22 protein-coding genes and 1 tRNA gene are annotated in these 25,932 nt (G+C 63.0%); 10 read left to right on the top strand and 13 right to left on the bottom strand.

Annotated elements, in window-relative coordinates; genetic code table 11:
* Positions 1-68 precede the first annotated feature (68 nt).
* Positions 69-2,027, top strand: a complete 1,959-nt coding sequence (dnaG, locus tag BLP76_RS15015) for a DNA primase (protein ID WP_092815102.1) — start codon at positions 69-71, stop codon at positions 2,025-2,027.
* A gap of 165 nt (positions 2,028-2,192) precedes the next feature.
* Positions 2,193-4,184, top strand: coding sequence for an RNA polymerase sigma factor RpoD (gene rpoD, locus BLP76_RS15010; RefSeq protein ID WP_092815099.1), 1,992 nt, complete (start codon positions 2,193-2,195; stop codon positions 4,182-4,184).
* Positions 4,185-4,274: 90 nt separating this feature from the next.
* On the opposite strand, the gene BLP76_RS15005 is transcribed toward rpoD, so the two are convergent.
* Positions 4,275-4,994, bottom strand: coding sequence for an SIMPL domain-containing protein (locus BLP76_RS15005; RefSeq protein WP_092815096.1), 720 nt, complete (start codon positions 4,992-4,994; stop codon positions 4,275-4,277).
* A 124-nt stretch (positions 4,995-5,118) separates the two neighbouring features.
* Here BLP76_RS15005 and BLP76_RS15000 point away from each other — a divergent pair.
* From BLP76_RS15000 to BLP76_RS14985, 4 genes are all read left to right on the top strand, one after another.
* Positions 5,119-5,195: transfer RNA gene (locus BLP76_RS15000), tRNA-Ile, on the top strand.
* Positions 5,196-5,428: 233 nt separating this feature from the next.
* Positions 5,429-6,430, top strand: coding sequence for a DctP family TRAP transporter solute-binding subunit (locus BLP76_RS14995; RefSeq protein WP_092815093.1), 1,002 nt, complete (start codon positions 5,429-5,431; stop codon positions 6,428-6,430).
* Positions 6,431-6,494: 64 nt separating this feature from the next.
* Positions 6,495-6,980 carry a TRAP transporter small permease gene (locus BLP76_RS14990; RefSeq protein ID WP_092815090.1) on the top strand — a complete coding sequence of 162 codons (486 nt, stop codon included), beginning with the start codon at positions 6,495-6,497 and terminating at the stop codon, positions 6,978-6,980.
* Positions 6,973-8,295: a TRAP transporter large permease gene (locus BLP76_RS14985; RefSeq protein ID WP_092815087.1), complete on the top strand. Its 1,323-nt coding sequence runs from the start codon at positions 6,973-6,975 to the stop codon at positions 8,293-8,295. Before BLP76_RS14990 ends, BLP76_RS14985 begins: the two co-directional genes overlap by 8 nt.
* A 39-nt stretch (positions 8,296-8,334) precedes the next feature.
* On the opposite strand, the gene BLP76_RS14980 is transcribed toward BLP76_RS14985, so the two are convergent.
* The 6 genes from BLP76_RS14980 to BLP76_RS14955 all read right to left on the bottom strand — a co-directional run bounded on the left by BLP76_RS14980 (position 8,335) and on the right by BLP76_RS14955 (position 14,690).
* Positions 8,335-9,468 carry an alpha/beta fold hydrolase gene (locus BLP76_RS14980; RefSeq protein ID WP_092815084.1) on the bottom strand — a complete coding sequence of 378 codons (1,134 nt, stop codon included), beginning with the start codon at positions 9,466-9,468 and terminating at the stop codon, positions 8,335-8,337.
* A 146-nt stretch (positions 9,469-9,614) separates the two neighbouring features.
* Entirely contained in the window at positions 9,615-11,153 is a 1,539-nt protein-coding gene (locus BLP76_RS14975) for a tripartite tricarboxylate transporter permease (protein ID WP_092815081.1), read from the bottom strand.
* 19 nt (positions 11,154-11,172) lie between these two features.
* Entirely contained in the window at positions 11,173-11,604 is a 432-nt protein-coding gene (locus BLP76_RS14970; RefSeq protein WP_092815077.1) for a tripartite tricarboxylate transporter TctB family protein, read from the bottom strand.
* A 58-nt stretch (positions 11,605-11,662) separates the two neighbouring features.
* Complete coding sequence (locus tag BLP76_RS14965) at positions 11,663-12,658, bottom strand: Bug family tripartite tricarboxylate transporter substrate binding protein (protein ID WP_171904415.1); 996 nt, start codon at positions 12,656-12,658, stop codon at positions 11,663-11,665.
* Positions 12,655-13,500, bottom strand: coding sequence for a citryl-CoA lyase (locus BLP76_RS14960; RefSeq protein WP_092815074.1), 846 nt, complete (start codon positions 13,498-13,500; stop codon positions 12,655-12,657). Before BLP76_RS14960 ends, BLP76_RS14965 begins: the two co-directional genes overlap by 4 nt.
* Positions 13,497-14,690, bottom strand: a complete 1,194-nt coding sequence (locus BLP76_RS14955) for a CaiB/BaiF CoA transferase family protein (RefSeq protein ID WP_092815071.1) — start codon at positions 14,688-14,690, stop codon at positions 13,497-13,499. Before BLP76_RS14955 ends, BLP76_RS14960 begins: the two co-directional genes overlap by 4 nt.
* Before the next feature lie 167 nt (positions 14,691-14,857).
* Here BLP76_RS14955 and BLP76_RS14950 point away from each other — a divergent pair, with 167 nt between their 5' ends.
* Entirely contained in the window at positions 14,858-15,568 is a 711-nt protein-coding gene (locus BLP76_RS14950; RefSeq protein ID WP_170130519.1) for an IclR family transcriptional regulator, read from the top strand.
* A 5-nt stretch (positions 15,569-15,573) separates the two neighbouring features.
* On the opposite strand, the gene BLP76_RS14945 is transcribed toward BLP76_RS14950, so the two are convergent.
* The 4 genes from BLP76_RS14945 to BLP76_RS14930 form a co-directional block, all read right to left on the bottom strand.
* Positions 15,574-16,647 carry an AbrB family transcriptional regulator gene (locus BLP76_RS14945; protein ID WP_207145383.1) on the bottom strand — a complete coding sequence of 358 codons (1,074 nt, stop codon included), beginning with the start codon at positions 16,645-16,647 and terminating at the stop codon, positions 15,574-15,576.
* A complete protein-coding gene (locus tag BLP76_RS14940; RefSeq protein WP_092815066.1) occupies positions 16,644-18,173 on the bottom strand; it encodes a tripartite tricarboxylate transporter permease in 1,530 nt (509 codons plus the stop codon). The genes BLP76_RS14945 and BLP76_RS14940 overlap by 4 nt, the downstream gene beginning before the upstream one ends.
* A complete protein-coding gene (locus tag BLP76_RS14935; RefSeq protein WP_092815063.1) occupies positions 18,170-18,622 on the bottom strand; it encodes a tripartite tricarboxylate transporter TctB family protein in 453 nt (150 codons plus the stop codon). Before BLP76_RS14935 ends, BLP76_RS14940 begins: the two co-directional genes overlap by 4 nt.
* Before the next feature lie 76 nt (positions 18,623-18,698).
* Positions 18,699-19,691, bottom strand: coding sequence for a Bug family tripartite tricarboxylate transporter substrate binding protein (locus tag BLP76_RS14930; RefSeq protein ID WP_092815060.1), 993 nt, complete (start codon positions 19,689-19,691; stop codon positions 18,699-18,701).
* Positions 19,692-19,906: 215 nt separating this feature from the next.
* Between BLP76_RS14930 and BLP76_RS14925 the strand changes: the two genes are divergently transcribed.
* Genes BLP76_RS14925 through prpB form a run of 3 tightly spaced genes read left to right on the top strand, consistent with a single transcriptional unit; the run spans position 19,907 to position 22,698 of the window.
* A complete protein-coding gene (locus BLP76_RS14925; protein ID WP_207145384.1) occupies positions 19,907-20,584 on the top strand; it encodes a GntR family transcriptional regulator in 678 nt (225 codons plus the stop codon).
* Positions 20,581-21,735 carry a PrpF domain-containing protein gene (locus tag BLP76_RS14920; RefSeq protein WP_092815056.1) on the top strand — a complete coding sequence of 385 codons (1,155 nt, stop codon included), beginning with the start codon at positions 20,581-20,583 and terminating at the stop codon, positions 21,733-21,735. The genes BLP76_RS14925 and BLP76_RS14920 overlap by 4 nt, the downstream gene beginning before the upstream one ends.
* Positions 21,736-21,768: 33 nt before the next feature.
* The gene (gene prpB / locus BLP76_RS14915) at positions 21,769-22,698 is read left to right on the top strand and encodes a methylisocitrate lyase (RefSeq protein ID WP_092815053.1); all 930 of its coding nucleotides are present in this window, start codon (positions 21,769-21,771) and stop codon (positions 22,696-22,698) included.
* A gap of 48 nt (positions 22,699-22,746) precedes the next feature.
* Here prpB and BLP76_RS14910 read toward each other — a convergent pair whose 3' ends face one another.
* Entirely contained in the window at positions 22,747-24,702 is a 1,956-nt protein-coding gene (locus BLP76_RS14910; RefSeq protein ID WP_092815050.1) for a MacB family efflux pump subunit, read from the bottom strand.
* A gap of 3 nt (positions 24,703-24,705) precedes the next feature.
* Positions 24,706-25,920 carry an efflux RND transporter periplasmic adaptor subunit gene (locus BLP76_RS14905; RefSeq protein ID WP_092815047.1) on the bottom strand — a complete coding sequence of 405 codons (1,215 nt, stop codon included), beginning with the start codon at positions 25,918-25,920 and terminating at the stop codon, positions 24,706-24,708.
* Positions 25,921-25,932: the final 12 nt, after the last annotated feature.

Genomic DNA, 25,932 nt, shown 5'->3' with positions numbered 1-25,932 from the left:
GCGGGGAGGGCGCGGCGCTTATGCCATTTGTTCTGCCGCGTTTCCCGTCGCTGTGCTAAGAGGGCAGGATGCGTTTCCCGCCATCTTTTCTCGACGCGATCCGAAGCCGGATCCCGATCTCCGACGTCGTCGGCCGGCGCGTGTCATGGGACAAGCGCAAGTCGCTGCCGTCTCGTGGCGATTACTGGGCTTGCTGTCCGTTCCACGGCGAGAAGACGCCGTCTTTCCACGCCGACAATCGCCGGGGTCGCTATCATTGCTTCGGCTGCGGCGTGTCTGGCGACCATTTCACCTTTCTGGTCGAGCTCGACGGGATGACGTTCCCGGAGGCGGTCGAGCAGCTTGCCGCCGATGCCGGTCTGAAGCTGCCCGACCCCGACCCGCGCGAAGAGGCGCGTCAGGCCCGCCGCGGTGGGCTCGTCGAGGTGATGGAAAAGGCGGCCGCCTATTTCGAGAAAAATCTTGCAGGGCCCGATGGCGCCCGGGCGCGTGCCTACCTGCGTGATCGCGGCCTCGGGCAGGACATTCAGAAGCGCTTCCGTCTCGGATTTGCGCCGTCCTCGCGCAACGCGCTGAAAAATCATCTCGCCGAGGCGGGCGTGAAACCGGAGGAGATGGCGGAGGCTGGTCTCGTCATCGCCGGCGACGACATTCCGGTGAGCTACGATCGCTTCCGCGATCGCATCATCTTCCCGATCCTCGATTTTAGGGGCCGCGTCATCGCCTTCGGCGGCCGGGCCCTGTCGCCGGACGCTCAGGCCAAATATCTGAATTCGCCGGAGACGCCGCTCTTCTCGAAGAGCCGCGTGCTCTTCAACGGCAAGATGGCGCGAGCGGCGAGCGCCAAGGGGCAGAAGGTGATCGCCGTCGAAGGCTATATCGACGTGATGGCGCTGGTGGCGGCGGGCTTTGAAGCCGCCGTGGCTCCGCTCGGCACCGCTTTGACGGAAGAACAGCTACAGCTTCTCTGGCAGATGGCCGAAGAGCCCATCCTGTGCTTCGACGGCGATCAGGCCGGTGTCAAGGCGGCCGCGCGGGCGATCGATCTTGCCTTGCCGCATCTGAAGCCCGGACGCAGCTTGTTGTTTGCGCTCCTGCCGGAAGGGCAGGACCCGGACGATCTCATCCGGGCGTCGGGGTCGGATGCTTTCGCTTCCCTTCTCGATCAGGCGAGCCCGCTTGCCGACATGCTCTGGCGTCGGGAGATGGAGCGCGGTCCGCTCGATACGCCGGAACGTCTCGCCGGAGCGGAAAAGGCACTCAAGGACGCGGTGGCTCAGATCGCGGATGCGGATGTCCGCCGCAATTACGAGCAGCTTTATCGCGACCGTCTGTTTGAGCGTCGCCGCAGCCGCGGCGGAGGCGCGAAGCAGGGCCGCACGCCCCGCCAGAATTTTGGCGGAGGAAGGCGGCAGGGCGGCGGCAGGGGCGGGCGCTTCATGCCCCCTGAGACGCTCGGCGAAGCCTCCACCAGTTTGTTGTCGACGGCGCTAGTGCGAGGCGGTGGACGGACGGGGGCGGCGATCGGCCTTTCCGATGCGATCCTGGTCGGCACGTTTTTGGCTCATCCTCAGCTTGCCGAAGAGCGGCTCGAAATGCTCGGCCGCATTCCTTTCACGGATGCGGCGCTTTCTGACCTTGCCGGCACCATTGCTTTGGCTTTGTCTGAAGAGCCCGAGCTGAGCGCGGGCGCACTCCTTGACCGCTTGAAGACAAAAGGGCATTCGGCGCTGGTGGAGACAATCGGCCGCAAGCTGGCCACCTCAGGCCTTGCCGATCTGGGGCCGGGCGGAGATTCTCTTAAAGCCGCAGCCATTTGGGACGATGCGGCCCTCTTGCGTCTGCGCACCACAACTCTATCTAACGAACGCCGGGAGGCAGCACGTGATCTTGCTAACGAGACGATTGAGGCCAGTTTAACCCGGTTGAAGGATATACAAGAGGAAGATCTGCGGCTCCGCCATCGTGCCTTTGAAGACGAGCAGACGGAAACCGTTCTCCTTCATCCCTTCAAGGCTCGCCGTTAAGGCGGACCAAGTTTGTTCGAGCGGTCGAGCGTTCGAGAAAAACAAATTGCCGATAAAGCGGGCCATGGTTAAGTGGCGCTTTACGGTGCAGCCCTTAGTTTGGAACGCAACCTCGACAGCGATAGCACGGGCGATTGACCATCGCACCGCTGAGACGACGGATCAATGACGACAGCGAACCAGCCCCAGACGACCGAAACCAAAGACGAGACGCGCGACGGCCAGCATAGCGATGGCCCGCTTCTTGATCTCTCCGATGCCGCTGTAAAGCGCATGATCAAGGAGGCGAAGAAGCGCGGCTATGTCACTGTCGATCAGCTCAACTCCGTCCTTCCTTCGGAAGAGGTGACCTCCGAGCAGATCGAGGACACCATGTCGATGCTCTCCGATATGGGCATCAACGTGGTGGAAGCCGACGAGGCGGAGGAGAGCGAGCCGCAGGCGGAAGAAGAGGAAGAAACGGAAGGCCGCGATCTCGTGGAAGCCGGTTCGACCGCCGTCACGAAGAAGACGACCAAGCGCGAGCCGTCCGATCGCACCGATGATCCCGTGCGCATGTATCTGCGCGAGATGGGGGCGGTGGAGCTTCTGTCGCGCGAAGGCGAGATCGCGATCGCCAAGCGCATCGAGGCCGGCCGTGAGGCGATGATCGCAGGCCTTTGCGAAAGCCCGCTGACCTTTCAGGCCATCATCATCTGGCGCGATGAGATCAACAACGGCGATACGCTGCTGCGCGACATCATTGATCTCGAAGCGACTTATGCTGGGCCCGACGCCAAGGCGCCGGATCCCGCGCAGGGCCAGGCCGCAGGCGGGGCGGAAGCCGAGGCCGGTGAAGCCACCGAAGGCGGCGAAGAGAGCGACGAGGACGAGGACGATTACGAGAACAATCTGTCGCTTGCCGCCATGGAGGCGGAGATCAAGCCGCAGGTGCTCGCGACCTTCGATACCATCGCCGACAATTACAAGCGCCTCAGGAAACTGCACGACACGCTTGTCGAAAACGACATGCAGAGCCGGGCGCTGACCCCGCCGCAGGAGCGCCGCTACAAGAAGCTGCGTGACGAGATCGTTGCCGAGGTGAAGTCGCTGTCGCTGAACCAGGGCCGCATCGACGCCCTGGTCGAGCAGCTCTACGACATCAACAAACGCCTCGTTTCACTCGACACCAGGCTGATGCGCCTTGCCGAAGGCTATGGCGTCGACCGCATGGAATTCCTGTCGCATTATCGCGGCAACGAGCACGACCCGCACTGGATCCGCCGTGTGGCGCGTCTGACCTCGCCGGGCTGGCGCGATTTCGTCGCCAACGGCAAGGACCAGATCCACGATATTCGTACGGAAATTCAAGAGCTTGCGGCGAGAACCGGACTCGAAATCTCCGAGTACCGCAACATCGTGCACAAGGTGCAGAAGGGCGAACGTGAAGCCCGGCAGGCGAAGAAGGAGATGGTGGAGGCGAACCTCCGGCTCGTCATCTCGATCGCCAAGAAGTACACGAACCGCGGCCTTCAATTCCTTGATCTGATTCAGGAAGGCAATATCGGCCTGATGAAGGCGGTCGATAAGTTCGAGTACCGCCGCGGCTACAAGTTCTCCACCTACGCGACCTGGTGGATCCGCCAGGCGATCACCCGCTCGATCGCCGATCAGGCACGCACGATCCGCATCCCGGTGCACATGATCGAGACGATCAACAAGATCGTCCGCACCTCGCGCCAGATGCTGCACGAGATCGGCCGCGAGCCGACCCCGGAGGAGCTGGCCGAAAAGCTGCAGATGCCGCTCGAAAAGGTCCGAAAGGTCCTGAAGATCGCCAAGGAGCCGATCAGCCTCGAAACGCCGATCGGCGACGAGGAAGATTCTCATCTCGGCGATTTCATCGAGGACAAAAACGCGATCCTGCCGATCGACGCGGCCATTCAGTCGAACCTGCGCGAGACGACGACGCGCGTCCTCGCCTCGCTCACGGCCCGCGAAGAACGCGTTCTCCGCATGCGCTTCGGCATCGGCATGAACACCGACCACACGCTCGAAGAGGTCGGCCAGCAGTTTTCGGTGACCCGCGAGCGTATCCGCCAGATCGAGGCGAAAGCGCTCCGCAAACTGAAGCATCCGAGCCGCTCCCGAAAGCTCCGGAGCTTCCTGGATAGCTGAGCCTCCAAGGCCAGAGACAACAAAAAAGCCCGGCCATCGTGCCGGGCTTTCTCGTTGCAGTCGCACGTGCTCAGATATCGGACGCGCCGATTACTCCTCGATCCCCCAGACCATGTTGACCTGAACCTCGACGGAGACTTCGCCGCCTTCCAGCGGCACCGCTGCCTCGTCCATTTGCGCGCGCGCCATCGCCATCATCTTCGGCTGCGGGCGGCCATAGCTCTGTTCGGAGATCGACTGGATCGGCCCGAGGGTGATTCCGGCCGCCTCGGCGAGCTGCTCGGCGCGGGCACGCGCGTCCTCGACCGCCTTCTTGCGCGCCTCTTCTTCAAGCGGCTTAGGGTCGTCGATGGTGAACGACAGATTCTGGATGCGGTTGGAGCCGAGCTCCACGACCTTGTCGAGCGTCGCGCCGGCGCTTTCAAGATCGCGGATGCGAACGGTGAGGAGGTTGTCGACGCGGTAGCCGACGATCTTGCGCTCGGAGGTCTCTCCCGGCCGCGGCTGCTCGTAGACCGGCTGGATGGAGAAGCCGGAGGTCTGCAGATCGCGGTTGGCGATGCCCTGGTCTTTGAGCGCCTGGGTGACCTTCGTCATCGCCTCTGAATTGGCGCGCAGTGCCTCCTGCGCGCTCTTCGCCTGTTCCGAGACGCCGAGCGTGACGACCGCCATGTCCGGCGTTCCGAACGCCTCGCCGTTTCCTGAGACGTTGATTTGCGGGCGGTCCGGCCCATTCTGTGCGAGTGCCGGTGCTGCGAATGCGGCGAGCGAAAGGGCAAGCGCGGGGGCAAGAAGGCGTTTGGTCGGCATGTCGGTTCTCCGGGTGCGTGAATCGATGGCCCGTGCGCATGCCTGCCGAATGCGGCTCTTTTTGGGGCTGCTGCTTTGCGCCGACTTGCCCGGTGCCGGCCAATCGCGTACCTGACGCCTGTCTGGGTCCGTAGCTCAATTGGTTAGAGCCGGCGGCTCATAACCGCTTGGTTGCAGGTTCGAGTCCTGCCGGACCCACCAAACCCTCTTCCCTCCCATCATTTCGGACGAATTCTGAAACCCGCCTGCCCAGGTCGCGCGGGGCGCGACGTTCGCCTCGACGCAGCCTTTCGCGCAAAGGGTGAGGCGTTTACGGCATTGCGTGCGGCTCGCTCATCCGTATTGTGCGCGGCCTCAGATGGATTTTTCGATCACCAAAGAGCGCTTTGCCGAAAAATCGTTCGTGTTGGTGGGACGAAACCGGGAGGAAGAAGATGAAAATTTCGCAACTTGGCGCAATCGCGCTGTTTTCCGCCACGCTTGCCGCGATGGCAGGTCCGGCTTCGGCCGAAACCTATCGTTTGTCGCAAAATACCAGCAATACGACGACCTGGCAGAAGGGCGCCGAGAAGTTCAACGAGCTTCTGGGTGAAGCGACCGACGGCAAGATGGAGGTCCGCATCTTCCCGAATGCGCAGCTCGCCGGTGGCGACCAGATGAAGCAGACGGAGATGGTGAGCCGCGGCTCGATCGACTTCATGCTGACCTCGGCGATCAACGTCACGCCGCTCGTGCCGGAGCTCGCGGTTTTCTCGCTGCCATATCTCTATTCGGATTACGACGAGGTGGACGCCACGACGAGCGGCGAGCCGGGGCAGAAGATCGAAGAGATTTTGAAAGAGCACGGCATCATCGCGCTCGCCTGGGGCGAGAATGGTTTTCGCGAGGTGACCAACAATGTCCGCCCGATCAAGACGCCGGCGGACATGCAGGGCCTCAAGATGCGCGTCTCGGGCCCGATGTACATCGACGTGATGCAGGCGCTCGGCGCCAATCCGCAGCAGATGCAATGGTCGGAGACGTTTCCGGCTCTGCAGCAGGGTGTGGTCGATGGCCAGGAAAACCCGATCGGCGCCGTCATCATCCCGCAGCGCGTCTATGAGGTGCAGAAATATCTGACCACCTGGCACTATTCCTACGACCCGCTTTTCCTCGGCGTCAGCGAGAAGCTGTGGGATTCGTGGGATGATGAGACCAAGACCACGGTGAAGAAGGCCGCCGAAGAGGCGATGGAGTACCAGAAGGAAATCAGCCGTGAAGGCACGGCCAAGGGCGTCGAATTCCTGCGCGAGCAGGGCATGGACGTCTACGAGCCGAACGCCGAAGAGATCGACGCTTTCCGCGAAGCGACCAAGCCGGCCTTCGACACCTGGTCGAAGAAGGTGGGCGAGGATCTCGTGAAGAGCTTCAAGGACACCATCGTTCAGTCCAACTGAGCCAAACGGTCGTGCAGGCGGGGCTTTGGCGCCCGCCTGCACGACGCGCCTTCGAGGAGGTTTCGTGTCGTTCCTGTTGCGCGAAGCGGAGAAGATCGTCTGCGCCGTGATCCTTCTTGCGATGACGGCGCTCGGCTTCGCCAATGTGGTCGTGCGCTATCTGACCAGCTATTCACTCGCATCGACGGAAGAACTCCTCACCAACGGTTTCCTGCTTCTGACGGTTTTCGGCGCAGCCATCGCGGCACGCAACGGCGAGCACCTTGCCGTGACCATTCTCTACGATGCCGTGCCGAGGCCCGTTCGGCGGGTCATCCTCGTTCTGTCGAGCGCTCTTTCCGTCGCTCTTCTTGCCATGTCGGCATGGTTCACCTGGCAGCTTTTCGCGAACCAGTTTGAGAGCGGCGTGCGCTCCTACGCGCTGCAGATCCCTGCATGGTATTACAGCGTCGCCCTGCCTTTCGGTTTCGCTCTCGTCATCATCCGCTACATCCAGCACGCATTTGAGCGCTGGCGCGGCGACACCCAAGAGGTCGTCGCCGATGTTTGACCTCGATGCCGGCACGCAGATGGTGATCATCTTCTTCGTGCTCTTGTTCCTGCGGGTGCCGGTCGCGTTCGCTCTCGGGCTCTCCGCCGTTTATGCGATGTGGGCGATCGGCTTCGGTCTCGATATGGCGGGCGATCTCATCGCAAGCGGGATCGCCAAATTCTCCTTGCTGGCGATTCCGTTCTTCATCCTCGCCGGCACCTTGATGGGCTCCCTCGGCATTGCCGAGCGTATGATCGCCTTTTTCCGCATCCTCGTGGGCGGCCTGCCGGGCGGCATGGGCCTTGTCGGAACCGTCGTCTGCCTGTTCTGGGGCGCGGTCTCGGGCTCCGGGCCGGCATCGGTTGCCGCAATCGGCCCGCTGATCGTGCGCGGCATGGCCGAGGATGGCTATCCGAGAGCTTTTGCGGCCGGCCTCGTCTGTGCCGGTGCGGGACTTTCCATCGTCATTCCCCCCTCGATCGGTCTCGTCATCTACGGCGTCATTGCCGAAACCTCGATTTCGGACCTCTTCACGGCAGCGATCATCCCGGGCCTCGTCATGGGGCTCTTGATGCTCGTCGCTCTGCCTTTCGTGCCGAAAGTGGATGTGAACGAGATGCCGCCGAGCCTGGAGCGCCTGATGCCGCAGGCGTTTTCGGAGCTTCCGTACGGCCGACGGCTGTGGCGCTCCTTCCTGCATTCCTTCTGGGGGTTGATGACACCGCTCGTCATTCTGGGTGGCATCTATTCCGGCATCTTCACGCCGACCGAAGCGGCGATCGTGGCGACCGTCTATGCGCTCTTCGTCGGCGGCCTCGTCTACCGCACCTTGAGCTTTGCGACGCTCTACGAGGCATTGTCCGCAGCTGCGGCATCCTCGGCCGTCGTCATGCTCGTCGTGGCCTATGCGAGCCTCTTCGGCTGGGTGGTGACGGTCGATGATCTCATCGGCAAATACTCGACCGTGCTTCTCGGTCTGAGCGACCAGCAATGGGTCATTCTCATCGTCATCATGCTCATCCTCCTGATTGCGGGGATGTTCATGGATGCGATCACCATCATGTTCATCACGCTGCCGATCTTCCTGCCGGTCATGCGTGAGCTCGGCTGGGATCCGGTCTGGTTCGGCGTCCTGGTGATGGTCAATCTGGCAATCGGGCTCTTCACGCCGCCCGTTGGCATCAATCTCTATGTGGCAGCCAATATGACGTCGCTGCCGCTGGAGAAGATCGCGCGCGGCGCCGTGCCGTTTTTGATCACGAGTCTCATCGGCCTCATCCTCATCGCCGCCTTTCCGGGCCTGTCGAACGTGCTCGTCGAGGCGTTGAAATAGGCGGCGGGGAGGTCCTGCCGTCCTGGCGAATGGGCGTGGTCAGGTGGCGGATGACCTGTCGGAGGCGCGAAGGATCCAGCTCGCAATCTTCGGCCAGGTTTGCGAGAGCGTGCGCGCGCTCATGAAAAGCCCGATATGGCCGCCCGGCACCGTCTCCTTCACGATCGCGTCCTCAGGTGTTCCAAGGAGACGATCGGCCTCCAGCACCTGCTCCGGTGTGGTGATGTCGTCGGCGGCGCCGGCAAGGAGATAGACCGGGCAGCTGATATCGCTCAGCTTGAGCGGCCGCCCGAGGCCGACGAAGGTGCCCTTGGCGAAGCGGTTCTCCTTGAAGATCTCTTTGATCACCTGAAGATACCAACGTCCCGGCAGGTCGATCGGGTTTTCATACCAGCTCTCGAAGGTCTCGCGTTTGGCGAGATAGGCCGGGTCGTCGATGTGCTCGTAAAGCTCGATGTGCTCGTCGATGTAATGCTCGGCGGGATGCATGTTCTTCCAGCCGCGCAGCATGAAGCGGCCGAGCATCAGGCCGCCGCCGAGTTCCACGAGTTCGCGGTAGAAGGAGAGAGGAGAGGCCTGCACCATGCGTTTGATGGGGCCGTCGCCGGCATCCGTGTCGATCGGCGCGCCTGCAAGAACGAGGCTGTTGACCTTCTCTGGAAAGCGCGCCGCGATCATGGCCGATGCCCATCCACCCTGACAGAGCCCGACGAGATCGACGGAGCCGCCGAGATCGTCGATCGCAACGAGCAGCTCTTCCAGATAATTGTCGACCTCGAAGTCGCGCATGTCGGGGGTCGCCGAGGTCCAGTCCGTTAGGGCGACATGGGCGATGCCGCCGTCCAGCAGTGTTTGGACGAGGCTTTGGCCCTTGTGATAGTCGGCGATCATGGCGCTATGCCCGGCATACGGGGCGACGACGAGCGTCGGGCGCCCTTCTTCGCGTCCGTAATCGCGCAGATGCATGGTCCGAAGCTCGAGGCGGACCCGATTCTCCGTCGCAAGCTGCGGCCGCAGCTCGTGATGGATCTTGATTTCTTCCTCGATGAATTTGACGTTGCGGGCATAAAGCTCCGCTTCATCCTCGACGAGAGCGGACGCCATCGCGACCGGCCAGAAGGCCGGCACGCTGGCGAGCTTGAACTCATGTGGTCGCGGCGTTCCTTGAGACATGACGACGGCTTCCCCGTGACGAGCTAAAGACGGGAGCGATTGTCCGCTCCCCTTTTTCAGGTGGCGTGTCGAAAAAGCCCGGGCAAGTCGCCGTCAGGCGGGGCAGGGCTGCGCGAAACGAGCCTCTGCCGCGCAGAAATCACCGATCAATCCGGATCGTCGCTTTCGCGCGAACGACCCTTGCCGACATTGGTGCGGAAGAACGAGCCGACGATAATCGGCAGGATGAAGCCGACGATCGCGAGCCCCCATAGCGTGATCGACAGCCACGAATCGACGAGCGCCGACCAGTCGCCGTTGGAGATCGTCAGCTCGCGGCGGAGGTTGACCTCCATCTGCCCTCCGAGGAGGACGCCGAGGATCACCGGCACCAGCGGCACGTCGAGCTTGCGCAACAACCAGCCGCTGAGCCCGAAGAGAACCATGACGACGAGGTCGAAGGTCGAGCCGGAAATGCCGTAGACGCCGACGAACGCGATCATCGCGACCGCCGGCATGAGGTATTTCGGCGGCACGAGGAGAACCCGCACGAACAGAGAGACGAGCGGGATGTTCATGATCAGCAGGATGATGTTGCCGATGAACAGTGCTGCGATCAGGCCCCACACGACATCCGGATTGGACTGAAAGAGAAGCGGCCCCGGCGTGATGTTGAGGGCGAGCAGCATGGCGAGAAGCACGGCCGTCGTGCCCGAGCCCGGAACGCCGAGCGCCAGCATCGGCACGAGGGCGCCACCGGCGGCGGCGTTGTTGCCGGCTTCTGGCGCCGCAACGCCGCGAGGGTCGCCCTTGCCGAAGGTGCCCTTGCGGTCGGAGACGCGCTTTTCCACCGAATAGGCAATGAACGAGCCGAGCGATGCGCCGGCCCCGGGCAGAACGCCGGCGAGGAAGCCGAGAACGGTCGAGCGGCCCATCGTGCCTGCGGTCTTACGGAGCATCGAAAGCGGCGCGGTGACGCGATTGACGAGCTTGCTCGCGCCCTCTGCATGAGCTTCTTCGCCGCGGTGTTCCAGGAAGATGAACACCTCAGAGACGGCGAACAGGCCGACGATCGCGACCAGAAAATCGATGCCGTCGTAAAGATGCACCTCGCCGAAAGCGAAGCGTGGCACGCCCGTCTGGGCATCGACGCCGATCATGGCGATGCCGACACCGAGGGCTGCGGAGAAGGCGGCCTTCGCCTGATTGCGGCTGGCGATCCCTCCGAGCGTGGCAAAGGCTAGGGTGAAGAGGGCGAAGTACTCCGCCGGGCCAAAGAGGAGGGCGACCTTGACGAGCTGTGGGGCGAGGAAGACGAGCCCCCAGGTCGCGAAGAACGAGCCGACGAAGGAGGCGATGCCGGAAAGTGCGAGCGCCTCGCCGGCCTTGCCCTGCTGGGCCATCGGATAGCCGTCGAGCGTCGTCATCAGCGCCGGCTCGTCACCCGGAATGTTGAGCAGGATCGACGAGATGCGCCCGCCATACATGGCGCCGTAATAGACGCTGGTCAGAAGGATCAGAGCCGGCGTTGCGGGCAGGCCGAGCGTGAAGGCGAGCGGAATGAGAATGGCGACGCCGTTCGAGGGCCCCAATCCTGGCAGAGCGCCGAAGATCGTGCCGAGAAAGCAGCCGAGGAGCGCCAGGAGCAGGTTCTGAAAGGTGAGAGCGACGGCAAAACCGTCGGCAAGGGAGGAGAGTGCGTCCATCGTAAAATCCTCCGCTTTCTCAAAAGCCCCAGGGGCCGCGCGCGAGCGACAAGCCGAGGACGAGGCCGAAAAGGACGTAGATGCCGACCGAAATGGTGGCACCTGCGATTGCCGCTTGCACAGGCCCCGCGCCGAGACGCCAGGACAGGAACATTGCGGTGATGGCGGTCGTCAGGACAAAGCCGCCGATCGGCAGCGCATAGGCGTAACCGAAGAGCACCGCGGCGGCGAACAGCACTTCCATCGTGCGCCCGAAGCTCGCCCATTGCGGTTCGGGATCGGGCTTGATGATGAAATAGATGGAGGAAAGTCCGAGAATGACGCCGATGATGATCGGAAACGTCTTGGGTCCGACCGGATCGGACATGAAGCTTTCCTGGATGAGCGTCGCCTGCCAGATATAGAACGCGGCAAGCGCAACGCCGATCACGCCGAGTATCCGATCGCTCATAAGCTCTCCCCGTTATCGAGGAGGGCCGCGCCGAGGTCCGGCGCGGCCCTTCGCGATGTCACTTGATGATGCCGATTTCTTGGGAGAGCTCTTTGATCTCCGCGACGGATTCAGCCACGAATTTCTCGAAGTCTTCGCCTTGAAGATCCAGCGGGGCAAGGCCGTTGGAGGCCATGGTCTTCTTCCATTCGTCGGATTTGTAGGTCTTGCCGATGGTTTCGACCCACCAATCATAGGCTTCGTCCGACATGCCGCCCGGGGCATAGAAGCCACGCCAATTGGCGCCGACGGCATCGATGCCCTGTTCCTTGGCGGTCGGGAATTTCGAGAAATCGCCGGGCAGGCGTTCCGGAGCGAGGACGGCGAGGACTTTGATGTCGCCGGAATCGACAAAACCCTTCGCTTCCGATGCGTCGCCGGAGAAGGCCTGAACGGAGCCGGCGAGAAGCTGGGTCACCGCTTCGCCGCCGCCCTCGAACGCGACGTATTTGATCTGACGCAGCTTATCGATGCCGGCGCGCTTGGCTGCGATCAGGACTTTCAGATGATCCCACCCGCCGACGGCCGAGCCGCCGGAGACGGCGATCGAGGAAGGATCGGCCTTGATGGCGTCGAACAGTTCGGGAAGCGTATTGAACTTCGAATCCTTGGCAACCGCGATGATGCCGTAATCGGCGCCGACGGAGGCGAGCCAGCGGACCTGGCCCATGTCGCCGCCGGGATAGGCGCCCTGGGCGAGGCGACTCGAGGTTGCCGAGGAGGCTGCGACGATGAGGTTGTTGTCGTCATTGCGCTTGTTGACGACTTCGGCGAAGGCGACGCCGCCCGATCCGCCGGCGAGATTGGTGACCTTCATCGTACCCGGGATGAAGCCCAGATCCTGCATGGTCTTGCCGACCTGACGGCAGGTGAAGTCCCAACCGCCGCCGGGATTGGCGGGGGCGATGCATTCGGTCGACGACGGCTCGAAGGCCGACGCCCGGTCGCTCAGCGTGGCCGTGGCGAAGGCCAGCGGCAGAGCAAGTACAAGCAAACGACGCAATGACATGGTCATGAATCCTCCCTGATTTGACCATTCTGACGCAGCTTCTGGCTGCGATAGGAAGCCGGCACTTCGCGCGGAGCCATTCCGTCGAAGGTCCAGCGATAGGCTGGTGGTGTCGGGCCCTTATTGCGGCCGCCCTGACACATCTGCTCCCAGGCGTGGGAGAGAATGCCGACGGAACGTGACAGGCAGAACAGGCCTCTGGCAAGTGGCGCGGGAAAGCCAAGCTCGGCATAGATGACGGCGGTTGCCCCATCGATGTTCATCGGGACCGGCTTGCTCTTCGCCTCCGTCAGTGTTTTTTCAATTGCACGACCGATCTTCGCAAAGCGTCCGGAAACGGTCCCGGCCGCGGCTGCCTCGTCGACAAGCCCAAGAAGGCGGGGCGCGCGGGGATCGACCGGCTTGTGAAAGCGGTGGCCGAAGCCGGGCACGAAACGGCTGCGTTCCGCCTGCCAGCGATCGAGGATTTCCGCCGTCTTCTCCGGCCCGCCGGCGTCGTCGATCTGATGATAGAGCTCTACGGCCTGTTCGCCTGCGCCGCCATGCACGTCGTCGAGGAAATTGACCGCGGACGCCATGGCGCCATTCAAGGGCAGGCCACAGGTGACGGCCATGCGAGCCGCCGCGATCGAAGGAGCTTGCGGCCCATGATCGACGGCCGCCACCAATGCCGCCTCAAATAGGGCCGCCTCGTCATGGCCCGGCAGTTCGCCGCGGGTCATGAGCCAGATCATCTCGGGAAAACTCACCTGGCCGATGAGGTCCTGGACCGGGTAGCCGCGGAAACTGATCTTGCCCGGCTCCATCTCGATGATGGAGGTGCGCCACCAATCGGACACGTCGCTCATATCGCACCTTCCTTCTGAAGCGTCTCGATCTCGCTCGCCGGCAGGCCGAGAGCGCCATAGACTTCCTGGTTGTGCTCGCCGAGTTGCGGCGGGGGCGCGTCGACGCTCGGCGCCTCGCCGCTCATTTTGATACCGGTGCGGATGACGGTGATGTCGCGGCCGACGCCTGGGACGTTCTGGAAAGTCCCGAGCATTCCTCTTTCGGCGATCTGCGGATGCGCCAGGATGTCCGGCACGCTCATCACGGCACCCGCCGGGACGCCGATCTCGTTCAATTCGCGCACCCAGTCGCGCGCGGGGCGTCGTGTCAGTGCCGTTTCGAGCTCAGCCTTGAGACGGACGCGGTTCTCCTTGCGCTTCTCACGGGTGGCGAAATCCGGATCCTGAAGCAGGTCCCCGCGTCCAAGATGGTGCGCCAGGAGCTGCCACTGCTCGTCCTTGTTGGCCGCGATGTTGAGGAGCCCATCCTGCGCCTGGAACGAGCCGGAGGGGGCAGACGTCATGTTCTCGTTGCCCTTCGGCGAAGGCTCGACGCCGCCGATCAGATAATTCGAGACGACCCAGCCCATGGTGGCGATCGTCGCTTCGAGCATGGAAACATCGAGAAACGCGCCGCGCTCTTCGGCATTGAGGGCCGCGGCGATTGCAAAGGCTGCGGTCAATCCGCCGATCGTGTCGGCGATCGGGTAGCCGACGCGCAACGGGCCTGAATCATTGTCGCCGGTGATCGACATGACGCCGGACGCGCCTTGGATGATCTGGTCGTAGGCGGGGCGTCCGATCCAGGGGCCGCTTTGCCCGAAGCCGGAGATGGCGCAGTAGATAAGCTGTGGGTTGACGTCCTTCAGCGCCTCGTAGCCGACGCCCAGCCGCTCCATCACGCCGGGGCGAAAGTTCTCGACGAGCACATCTGCGCTTTCCACCAGGCGGCGGAAAATGGCTTTGCCGCGCTCGTCCTTGAGGTTGACCGTGACAGACTTCTTGCCGGCGTTCTGCGCCAGAAAAGAGATGCCCATGTTGCGGGCATTGAGCTCGGGATCGGCCCCGAGTTGGCGCGCAAGGTCACCGCGCCCCGTCGCCTCGACCTTGATCACCTCCGCACCGAAATGCACGAGCTGATGGCAGCAGAAAGGGCCTGCGAGGACGTTCGTCAGGTCGAGAATGCGGATACCGGCGAGGGGCCGGAGCATGGCGTCTCCTTTTCGATCAGAGGGATAGCGGAACGTGCGGAATCAATTCCGCAAGTCGGGCCGTTGTCCTCCGGATCGTTCTTCATTGTTCTTGCGTTCTGTTAGGTAGAACGTATATTCAACGTAGCAGAACGATTGTATAGCGGCAAGTGGGGAAGACAATCGCGGTGGCGGCTGAAAACGGTGTTTCTGACGATGCAGGCCAGCGTGGCGTGGAGGCGGTCGAGCGCGCCTTCCGCATCCTGGCCTGCTTCGATGAGGGAGAGTTGACGCTCACATTGGCGGAGCTCGCCCGCCGCACGGGCTTCTACAAGAGCACGATCCTGCGGCTCTGCGTGTCGCTGGAGCGTTACGGCTACATCGTGCGCCAGCCTGATGGTCGCTATCGGCTCGGCGCGACGGTGTGGCGGCTTGGGGCACGCTACCGGCAGAATTTCACCGCCGCAGACCTCATCCGCCCGGAGCTGCGCCGCCTGGCCGAGACGATCGGTGAGACGGCATCCTTCTATGTCCGCGATGGCGATAGCCGTGTCTGCCTCTACCGTCATGAGCCGGACCGGGCGATCCGCCATCACATCGTGGAGGGCGCACGCATGCCGTTGACGGCGGGGGCGGCGTCCCATCTTCTTCTTGCCTGGACCGAGGAGGATCCGCGCTACAGAGAGATCCGCCGGGTGGGGCATGCGATCTCTTTGGGCGAACGCGATTCCGATATCGCTGCAATTGCCGTCCCGGTCTTCAGTCCCGACGGCAATTTGCGCGGCGCGCTCGCCATCTCCGGGTTGATCACGCGCTTTGATGACGCGCGCCGCGAGACGGTGCTGGTGGCCTTGAAGGAAAGTGCGGAACGGATCGGCCGCCAGAAGACGGCCTCCTGAGCGCCTCAGTCAGACTTGCCGGGTTTTGCGAGGTGTTTGAGACCGAGCGGGATCAGCGCCACCATGATTGCGACACGGACGAGATGATGACAGGCCACCATCGCCGGCGCGATGTGAAGGGCGACCGCGACCACCCCCATCTCCGGGGCTCCGCCCGGTAGGAACGAGAGAAGCAGCGGCGCCGCATCGATCCCGGTGACTTCCGAGGCGGCAAGTGCGGCGAGGAAGGTGCTGAAGGACAGCACCAGGCCGATGATCGCCGACATCCAGCCGTCGCTCAAAATGTCTCGAAGCCGATAGCCGACGAAGCGGACGCCGACATTCGCGCCGATAATGATCTGGGCGACGATCGAGATCTGCACCGGCACATGCGCCTCGACGACGCCGAGGCTGTGGACGAACGCAGACAGGATGAGCGGGATGAGCAGGAGGCCCGAAGGCACTTTCATCACCCGTCCGAGGAAATAGCCGGCGATCGCACAGCCGAGAAGCAGCAGAAGATCGAGGGGCGGCCCGTCGATTGGTGGCAGGCTGCCCGGGCGTGAGGCTCCGGCGAGATCGTAATCGCCGAGAAGGTGGATGAGGATCGGCATCGTCACCAGAAGGGCGACGAGCCTGGCGGAGTGGCAGAGCACGACCCGGCGGGGATCCGCTCCATAGGTTTCGGCAATGACGCTGACGACCGACAGACCGCCCGGCATGGCCGCCAGAAAGGCGGTTGCGGGCGTCATCTTCGCCCATGTCCGCAGAACCAGAAAGGCGAAGAAGAAGAACGCGATCGACAACAAGATCATGATCACGAGGCTCGGCCACCAGCCGGGGATCGCCTTCACCGTTTCTGGATCGAAGCCGGCGCCCAGCATCGTGCCCACGATGACCATGGCGTAGCCACGCCAGGAACCCGGCAGGGCGAGCCGGACGCCGAAAAGCGACAGGAGACCGGTTGCCGAAAAACTCCCGAGCACCCATGGCAGTGGGATCGACAGCGCCGTGAAGGTGAGGCCGCCGGTGAGGCCGGCGGCGAGTGTGGCAAGACCGATGAGAAGGGTTGATGCTCGGCCGGATATCTTCTGGCTCAAGACGAGCCTGCGGTCGCTTCCTCCGCGCTTTGCCGATTTTCGCGATGACGGCGCCACAGGGGTAGCACCACCGCGGAAAGCAGAAGCAGGATGAGGAACAAGATCGCGATCGGCCGCTCGGCGAGATAGGCGAGCGGGTTGCCGCCCGAGATCTGCAATGTACGCACCATCTCACCCTCTGTCATGCGGCCAAGGAGCAGGCCGATGACCGTCGCTGCGACGGGATAGGAATGCCGGCGCATCATCCAGCCGAGCCCGGCAAAGACGGCGACCGTCACGGGACCGGCGACGGTGCCGGTGATACCGAACCCGCCCCAGGCGCACAAGGCGAGAACGGAGGGCACGAGATAGCTGAGCGGCACGCGCACCACCATTCCGAGCACGCGCAGCGACAGGATGCCGACGATCGCAAGCAGGATTACCTGGCCCATATTGCCGATGATGATGGAGTAGACGACGTCCCGGTTGTCGCGGATGAAGGACGGGCCGCCCACGAGATTGTGGAAGGAGAAGGCCGCAAGAAGGACGGCCGTTGCAGCACCGCCCGGCACGCCAAGCGCCAGAAGCGCCGTCATCGATCCGCCTTCGGAGGATGAGTTCGATGATTCGGCCGCGACGACGCCCTCAGGCTCGCCCTTGCCGAATTTTTCCGGATGATCGGAGCTGCGCCGCACTTCGCCATAGGCGACGAGGTTTGCGACCGAAGAGCCGACGCCCGGCACCGCCCCGATCAGGGCGCCGATCAGGCTGCCGCGGATCAAGGTCTTCGGATAGCGAAACGTCTTGAGGAAGCCTTTGAGGAGCGCCGAGAGCGAAATCGTGCGCAGGCCCTTGGCGTCGACGAGGTAGGAATTGCCGCGCAGCCGGAGAAGCTCGGAGGCGGCGAACATACCGATCATCGCCGGGACGACCGGGATGCCGTCGATGAGGTAGGGATTGCCGATGGTCGTGCGCATCGTGCCGGTCGTCGACATGCCGATCTGGCTCAGAAGCAGACCGAGAAGGCCCGCATAAAGGCCCTTCGCCATGGTGCTGTCGTTGAGCGTGGCGATGAGGGTGAGACCCCAGAACACCACCATCACCATTTCAAGCGGACCGAGCTTCAACACAACGACGGTCAGCGGCTCGATCAGGAGAAACAGCAGGACATAGCCCACAAAAGCGCCGACGACGGAGGCGCCCAGACCGAGACCCAGCGCTTCGTTATGCCGGCCCTGCCGCGCCATCGGATAGCCGTCGAAGGCGGTCGCGACACTCGACGATGAACCGGGGATGTTCATCAAGATCGCGGTGACGCCGCCACCATAGGCGCCGCCGGTGAAGATCGACGTCAGGAACAGCATCGCCTGGAGGAAATCCATGTTCCAGGTGAGGGGCAGGAACACGGCCATCGCCATGGAGATCTGCAGGCCGGGGATGGCGCCGAAGACAAGGCCGATGAGAAGGCCTGGCAACACATAGAGCCAGGGGCCGTAACCGCTGAAAAGGAGGTCGAGCGACTGGGAAAGTGCGAGGCCGTCGATCATGAAAGGACCGCCAGAGGCATGGGGAAGGGGAAGAGCGAGCCGAAGCTTTCCACCAGGAGCGCTGTGAAGACGGCCGCATAGAGCGGGGGCGCCCACAGGCGCTTTTCACCGCTGAGATGCACCCCGATCCACACGAAGAAGAACGTGGCGAGATCGAAGCCGACCTTGGTCAGCGCCACGCAGAAGACACCGAAACAGGCAAGCAGTACGACATCTCCGAGGGTCTCGCGGAGCGGTGTCTTTTCCAGTCTTTCCGGATCGTGGGGCCGCAGCAGGCTCTTGCCGAGAATGAGTGCGGCAAGCACCAGGAGAGCGATCCCGACGGGCACCACGACGATGAGATTGTAAAGCCTCGTCGATGCGGAAATGGCGCTCCAGTTGAGATAGATCGCGGTGATCGATCCGAGGACCAGAAAGACGAGATGAGTGGGCGCGATACGCAGCGGCATGATCTGCGACAGACCTCGGGAAAGATTTTTGCCGGAAGGGTGGGGGAGAGGGCAAAAGCCCTCTCCAGGCGGGAGGTTAGCCCGCTACGTCGTTAAAACGCTTCAGGATCTCGAAGTTGGACTTGATGATCTCGGTGGTCTTTTCCGGGCCGAGCCATTCCGCGCCGATGCCCTGCTTCTTGAGGCTTTCGACGAATTCCGGGTCTTCAAGAGCCGCCTCGTAGGCATCCGTCATGCGCTGAAAGCGCTCCGGGTATTTTTCCTTGAAGGTCGCATGGGCCGCGAGGCCGCGCATCGAGCCGACGAGCGGCGGCACGGTCACGCCTTCGTCCGAGAGCGCTTCGTTCAAGGTCGGCGCGTCCCAATCCGGCAGGCGCTTCTCGGAGGCAACGGCGAGGGGGCGGATATATTCCGCGATCGACAGCGAACCGTCGGCGCCGAGCACCGTCATGTCGACCTGCCCGCCGGCTGCGGCGGTCCGGGCTGCTGAACCCGATTCGTAGGTGACGATGTTCACGTCATCCTCCGACAGGCCGTAGCCTTCGAGCATCAGGAGCGCGTTGATGTAGCCCGTGGAACCGGGAACGACGCTGATCGAATGCTTGCCCGGCTCTTCCTTGATGGCGGCGGCGAACTCGTCGAGCGTCTTGTAGGGGAGATCCTTGTTGAGCGCGAAGAGATCGATATCCGTCCACTGGCCGTTGATGAAGGCGAAGTCGTCGAGCGTGTAGTCGGCGTCTTTCTGCAGGATGGCGTTGCTGATGTAGGGGTGGATCGAGGTCGCCAGGAAGAAGCTGCCATCGTCGGGCATGTTGAGGAAGTAGGTGTGGCCCACATGGCCGCCACCACCCTTCTGGTTGACCACGCGGATCGGCACGCCGAGTTCATCTTGCATCTTCTGCGCCAGCATGCGTGCGGTGCGGTCGGCCGAGCCGCCCGGTCCGAGCGCCACCACGAAGGTGATCTGCTGGTTCGGCCAGTCGTCCTGCGCCTGTGCCGAGATCGATGTTCCGAGCAAAGTCATGCCGGCGACGAGGCCGGCCAATGCGGAGCGTCTGGTGAGTTTCATAATCGTCCTCCCGCTTTTGTTGTCTTCGCGGAATTTGCACCGCCTGACGAGAATGTCAACAATATGGGAAAGGTGACCGTGCTGTCCGGGTCGACAGGGGGCGCTTGTCAGAGGCGAACTATTCTTCTAAGTGAGGCAAAACAGAGGTTTGTGGCCGTAAATTGAATCTGTCTCGTCATTGGGCAGAAAACGCCGCTAGTGTTGGGGGAGGAAGATTGTCGACAATTTCAGTCAGGCACGGCGATTCCTCTGCCGCCATTCTCGAACGCCTGCGGGCCGATATCCTGGCCGGACGTCTGGTTCCTGGAGAGCGCCTTGGCGAAGTGGCTCTGGCGCGTCGCTTCGAGGTGAGCCGCGGGCCGGTCCGCGAGGCGCTGCGGCTTCTGGCAGATGCCGGGCTCGTCAGTTTCACTCCCAATGTCGGCGCGCGCGTGCGCGAACTCTCTCTCGCTGACGCCCGTGTCCTTTATGAGCTGCGTGAAGCGCTGGAGGCTGAAGCCGCGAGGCTTGCGGCACTCAGGGCGACGCCGGAGGAGGCACGGGATCTCGGTGCGCTTTTGAAGCAGCACGCAGGCGAGATCGCCGCCCATCCGGTGGGCGCTTACTTCCAAAGCGGTGGCGATGCGGATTTTCACATCGTCATCGCAAGGCTTTCAGGAAATCCGCTCATCCTGCGGCTTCTCGATTCGGAGCTTTATCCGCAGCTTTCCCTTCTGCGTCGCCGCCATGGCCGCGTGCAGGGTCGGGGCCGCGAGGCGCTGATCGAACACGAGCGAATCCAGGAAGCGATCGCGGCCGGCGACGGCGAACTCGCCGGACTTTTGATGCGCCGACACATCCGCGCGAGCTGGACCTCACTTGCCGGTGAACTCTCTCAAGAGGAGGAACGATGACCCAGCAGCGCATTCCGGCGGTATTCATGCGCGGCGGCACCTCGAAGGCGATCATGTTGAAGGAGCAGGATCTGCCTCAGGACCGCGCATTGTGGCCGTCGCTTTTTCGCAAGATGCTCGGCAGCCCCGATCCGAACGGGAGGCAGCTCGATGGCCTCGGCGGTGGCATTTCTTCCCTGAGCAAGATTTGCGTCATCGGCCCTTCGTCGCGCACCGATGCGGATGTCGACTACACGTTCGCCCAGGTTTCGGTGAAAACCGATGAGGTCGATTTCAGCGGCAATTGCGGCAATATGAGCTCCGCCGTCGGCCCTTTTGCTGCCGACGAGAAGATGGTGTCCGCGCCGCGTGATGGCGAAGCGACGGTCTCAATTCACAACACCAACACCGGCAAGATCATTCGCTCCGTCTTCCGGATGGCCGGCGGTGAGGCAGCGGTCGAGGGCGATGCCGTTTTGCCCGGCGTGGCCGGGAGCGGGGCGCCGGTGCGCCTGGAATTCCTGCATCCTGCCGGGACGCGCGGCAACGGCCTTCTGCCAGCGGGCAAGGCGCTCACCCGACTTACCAAGCGCGACGGCCGTGTGGTCGAAGCGAGCCTCATCGATGCGGCGATCCCGACTTGTTTCCTTCCCGCGATGGCGCTCGGCATCGACCCGACGATCATGCCGGACGCCCTCGATGCGGCGGGCGATGGGCTGGAGGAGATCGAGCATCTTCGCCGGCAGGCATCCGTTGCCATGGGCATTGCGTCAAATGTCGACGAGGCGGCAAAGACCATCGCCATTCCGAAGATCGGCTTCGTCGCCGCTCCGGCCGCCTTCGCCGATCTGTCTGGTTCCGCTCTCGCGCCCGGCGACTTCGACATTCTCGTGCGTATGATTTCCGCCGGTCAGCCGCACCGTGCCGTTCCCATCACCTGCTCGCTCGCTTTGGCGAGTGCGGCCGCGGTCGAGGGCAGCGTCGTGCGGTCGCTGCTCGAGCCGGAGACAGATGTGAGCCGGCTTCGGCTCGGCACGCCGAGCGGCATCGTGACCGTCGGCGTGAAAGTGAACGGCGACAATGCCGGCGCCCCGGTTATCGAAGCCGCACACGTCCTTCGGACTCAGCGCCGCCTCATGGAAGGCGCGGTCTGCATCCCCAACCCATCGTGAATTCCCCAAGCGGACAACAATCAAGGAGTGCCCATGAACGAGACACCGAACAAACCCGTATGGTTGGAAGAGCCGCTTCCGCGCGGCCTTGGCGCATCGCTTGCCGAAAAATGGGCCTCCGGCGAATTCCTGCAGATTGCGGGTGCCCATGACCCGATGGCCGCGCTTGTCGCACGCAAGGCGGGTTTCGAAGCGCTGTATCTGTCCGGCGCGGCCCTTACAGCGTCTCTCGGCCTGCCGGATCTCGGCCTCCTCACCATGGAAGAGCTTGTTGGGCGGGCGCGTGCAATCATCCGCGTGACGAGGCTTCCCCTCATCGTCGACGGCGACACGGGCTATGGTGAGGCTTTGAACGCCATGCGCCTCATTCGCGAGCTTGAGGATGTGGGTGTGGCGGCCGTCCAGCTCGAAGACCAGGTGATGCCGAAGAAATGCGGCCATCTGAACGGCAAGCAGCTCGTTTCCGCCGAGGATATGGCGCAGAAGGTGGCCGCCGCCGCCCGCGCGCGGCGCGACCTCAAGATCATTGCCCGCACCGACGCGGCCGCAAGCGAAGGCGTCGAGGCCGCGATCGAGCGTGCACGCCTTTATATCGAGGCGGGTGCCGATGCGATTTTCCCCGAGGCGCTCGAAGGCGAAGAACAGTTCCGCCAGTTCGCTTCGGCCATCAAGGTGCCGCTCCTTGCCAATATGACGGAGTTCGGCCGCACGCCGCAGACGTCGGCCGGGGAGTTTTCCGAGATGGGCTATGCGATGGCGATCTGGCCGGTTTCGAGCCTGCGCATCTGTGCGCATGCGATGGAGAAATTCTTCACCGAACTGAAGACCACGGGCACCGCGGCCGGCACGGTGAAGGACATGCAGAGCCGGGCCGAGCTCTACGACATCATCAACTATTTCGGCTACGAATCTTTGGACAAGAAGGTTCTGCGGACGGTCCTCGACCCGGCCTTTGCGGCGTAATTGGATCTTGCTTCTGATTGTCGCCGGCGCGGTTTGCCGTGGTCGGCGTCAATCCCGGGCGAGTGCGGCGACCGGATCGAGCCTGGAGGCATTGCGTGCCGGCAGATAGCCGAAGACGATGCCGATGAGGCTTGAGCAGAGAAACGCCGCGACGATCGAGACGGGCGAGTAGATGAGCTTGAAGCTCGATCCGAGCGCATCGAAAAGGGCGCCGAAGCCGAGCGCCAAGGCGATGCCGAGCACGCCGCCGATCAGGCAGACGAGCACGCCCTCGATCAGGAATTGCTGCAGGATGTCACTCTGGCGGGCACCGACAGCCATACGTACGCCGATCTCGTTGATGCGCTCAGACACTGAAACGAGCATGATGTTCATGACGCCGATGCCGCCCACGATCAGCGAAATGAGGGCGATGGAGGCGATCAGGACGGTCAAGGTCTCCGTCGTGGCGGTGATCGTCTGACGGATGTCGTCCGTATTGAGAATGAAGAAATCCTTCGATCCGTGACGCCGGGTGAGGAGCTCCGTCACGGCCTGTTCGGCGGTATCGGTGGACGTATCGTCGGCGACGCGCACTGTGATGCTCCTGAGCGACTGGTCGCCCAGGAAACGCGCCTGCACCGTCGTATAAGGCAGATAGAGGTTGAGGTTGCTGCTGGCGCCGAAACCGCTTTGTTGAGCGCCTGCAACCCCGACGATGCGACAGGGCACCTTGCCGACCAGGATGACCTGGCCGACAGGACTGCCGTCGAAGTCAGCGAAGAGGGATTGCCGCGTATTGTCGTCGATGACGACGTCCTTCTCCAGCCGCCTCACGCTCTCCTGATTGAAGAAGCTGCCGGCGGCGAGCGTCGTGCCCCGGGCCTCGAAATACTGAGCGCCGACGCCGTTGACGAGCGCGCTCGCTTCTGTCGAGCCGAAGCGCACGTTGGCGCTTGTGGAGACCGTCGGCGTGACAGCAGCCACATAGGGTTGGCCGGCGAGGGCATCCGCGTCGGAGACGACGAGCGTCGTGATCTTGCCCGAGCGCACGTCGCCGAAGTCCTTGCCGGGAAAGACCTCCAGCGTGTTGGTGCCGAGGCTGGAGATCTGGGAGAGGACCTGCTGCCGCGATCCTGCGCCGAGCGCCACGACACAGACGACGGACGCGATGCCGATAATGATGCCGAGCATCGTCAGGAAGGTTCTGAGCTTGTGCGCGCGCATGGAGAGGAGGGCCATCCGAAACGCTTCACCGAAACGGTCGACCGCGGCGCGCACACGCCCGCGCCGCTGGTCCTGAGCGATCTCTCCGGCAATCTTCTGTCCGTCCGCCTTCGTGCTGCGGGTGTCGGAAATGATCTCGCCATCGCTGATTTCGATGATCCGCTCGGCGCGCGCCGCGACGTTCATGTCGTGCGTCACCAGAATGACGGTCTTGCCTTCACGGTTGAGCTCTTCGAGGATTTTCAGGACCTCTTCGCCGGAATGCTTATCGAGGGCTCCGGTCGGCTCGTCGGCGAGGATCACCTGCGCGCCGTTCATCAGCGCGCGGGCGATGGAGACGCGCTGCTGCTGGCCTCCTGAGAGCTGGCCGGGCCGGTGCTCCAGCCGGTCCGCCATGCCAAGCCGCGCCAAAAGCTCTTCGGCCCGCTCTTCGCGATCTGCCGGCGGCTGACCGGCGTAGATCGCCGGGATTTCGACGTTACCGAGGGCCGTCAGTTCCGAAAGCAGATGATAGCGCTGGAAGATGAAGCCGAAATGCTCGCGCCGAAGCGCTGCGAGCTGGTCGGGTTCGAGCGCCGACGTCTCCTGCGCGGAAATCCTGTAACTTCCGGATGTCGCACGGTCGAGACAGCCGAGAATATTCATCAGCGTCGATTTTCCGGAGCCGGATGCGCCGACGATCGCAACCATTTCTCCGGCGTCGATCGTGAGGTCGATATCCTTGAGGACGGCGATCGTGTCCTCTCCCGCGGGGAATTCCCGACGGAGCTTTTCGAGCGTGATGAGAGGTGTGGCCAACGCCTAGAACCCCATCGGTCCCCGGCGCCCGCGCCGTCGACCGCTTTCGGAGCTGCCCGGCTGACCCATGACGACACGATCGCCTTCCGAAAGACCGGAGACAACCTCCGCCCGGATTTTGTCGTTGAGGCCGATCTCCACCTTGCGCTCGGCGACGTTGCCGTCTGGCTCCAGCACATTGACGGAGTATTTCCCGTCGGCGTCTTTGCTGCCGAGTGCGGCCGAAGGCAAGGTCAAGACATCATGGGCTTGGCCGAGCACGATGTGGACTTCCGCCGTCATGTAGGTGCGCAGTTCGCGATCCTGGTTCGGCACCTCGAAGATGCCGTTGTAATAGATCGCCTTCTCGGAGGCGGAACTCGAGCTCGAGGACGATGAGGCCACCATGCTGTCGCTGGTGATCGATTCCGGTGCGGGCTCGATGAACGAGAGGGTCGATTCGTAGCGACGGTCGGGATTTCCGAGCACAGTGAAATAGACGGGCTGGCCGGGTTTGACGTCTACGACATCGACTTCGGAGATTTCCGCGCGCACGGTCATCGTGTCGAGCTGTCCGAGAATGACGATCGTCGGGGCCGACTGGATGGCATTCACCGTCTGGCCCTCCTGCGTCACCACCCAAAGCACCGTCCCGTCCATCGGAGCGGTGATTTTCGTATAGCCGAGGTCGACCTTCGCCGTTTCGACGGCCACCTCTGCCTCGGCGATCTGGGCGTCGAGCGCAGAGATCTGCGCTTTGGTCACTTTTACGGTTGCTTCCGCTTCTTCGTAATCGGCACGGGAAACCGCATTCTGGTTGATCATGCGCGTCTGCCGCGCGAGAGCCTGCTCGGCCTGAACGAGCGTCGCCTGCTTCTCCTCCTTTTGAGCGCGAACGTTGGCAAGCGACGCCTCTGCGGTGCGCAGATCGTTCTCCTGCGTTTCGGAATCGATCTCTGCGATGAGATCGCCTTCCTTGACGCTGTCGCCCACGCCGACGTCGAGAGATGTGACGCGGCCCGAAACCTGCGCGCCCACGGCGACCAGTTTCGCCGGCTTGAGAATGCCCGTGGCGAGGACCGTCTTCTCGATGTCGCCGCGGGTGACCGGCGACGTCATGATCTCAGGCGGCTCTTCGGTGAAATAATTGTCCTTCACCCAGTAGCCCGCTCCACCGATCAGGAGGAGGGCGACAAGGAGCCAGATGAGCTTGGAGCGCTTGCGCTTGCGGGCCGCCATCACGTTGCTGAT

Origin of the sequence: Afifella marina DSM 2698, from assembly GCF_900102695.1 — a bacterium.
GTDB lineage: Bacteria > Pseudomonadota > Alphaproteobacteria > Rhizobiales > Afifellaceae > Afifella > Afifella marina.
The sequence above is the reverse complement of the archived record's forward strand: the minus strand, read 5'-3'. Positions and strand labels throughout refer to the sequence as shown.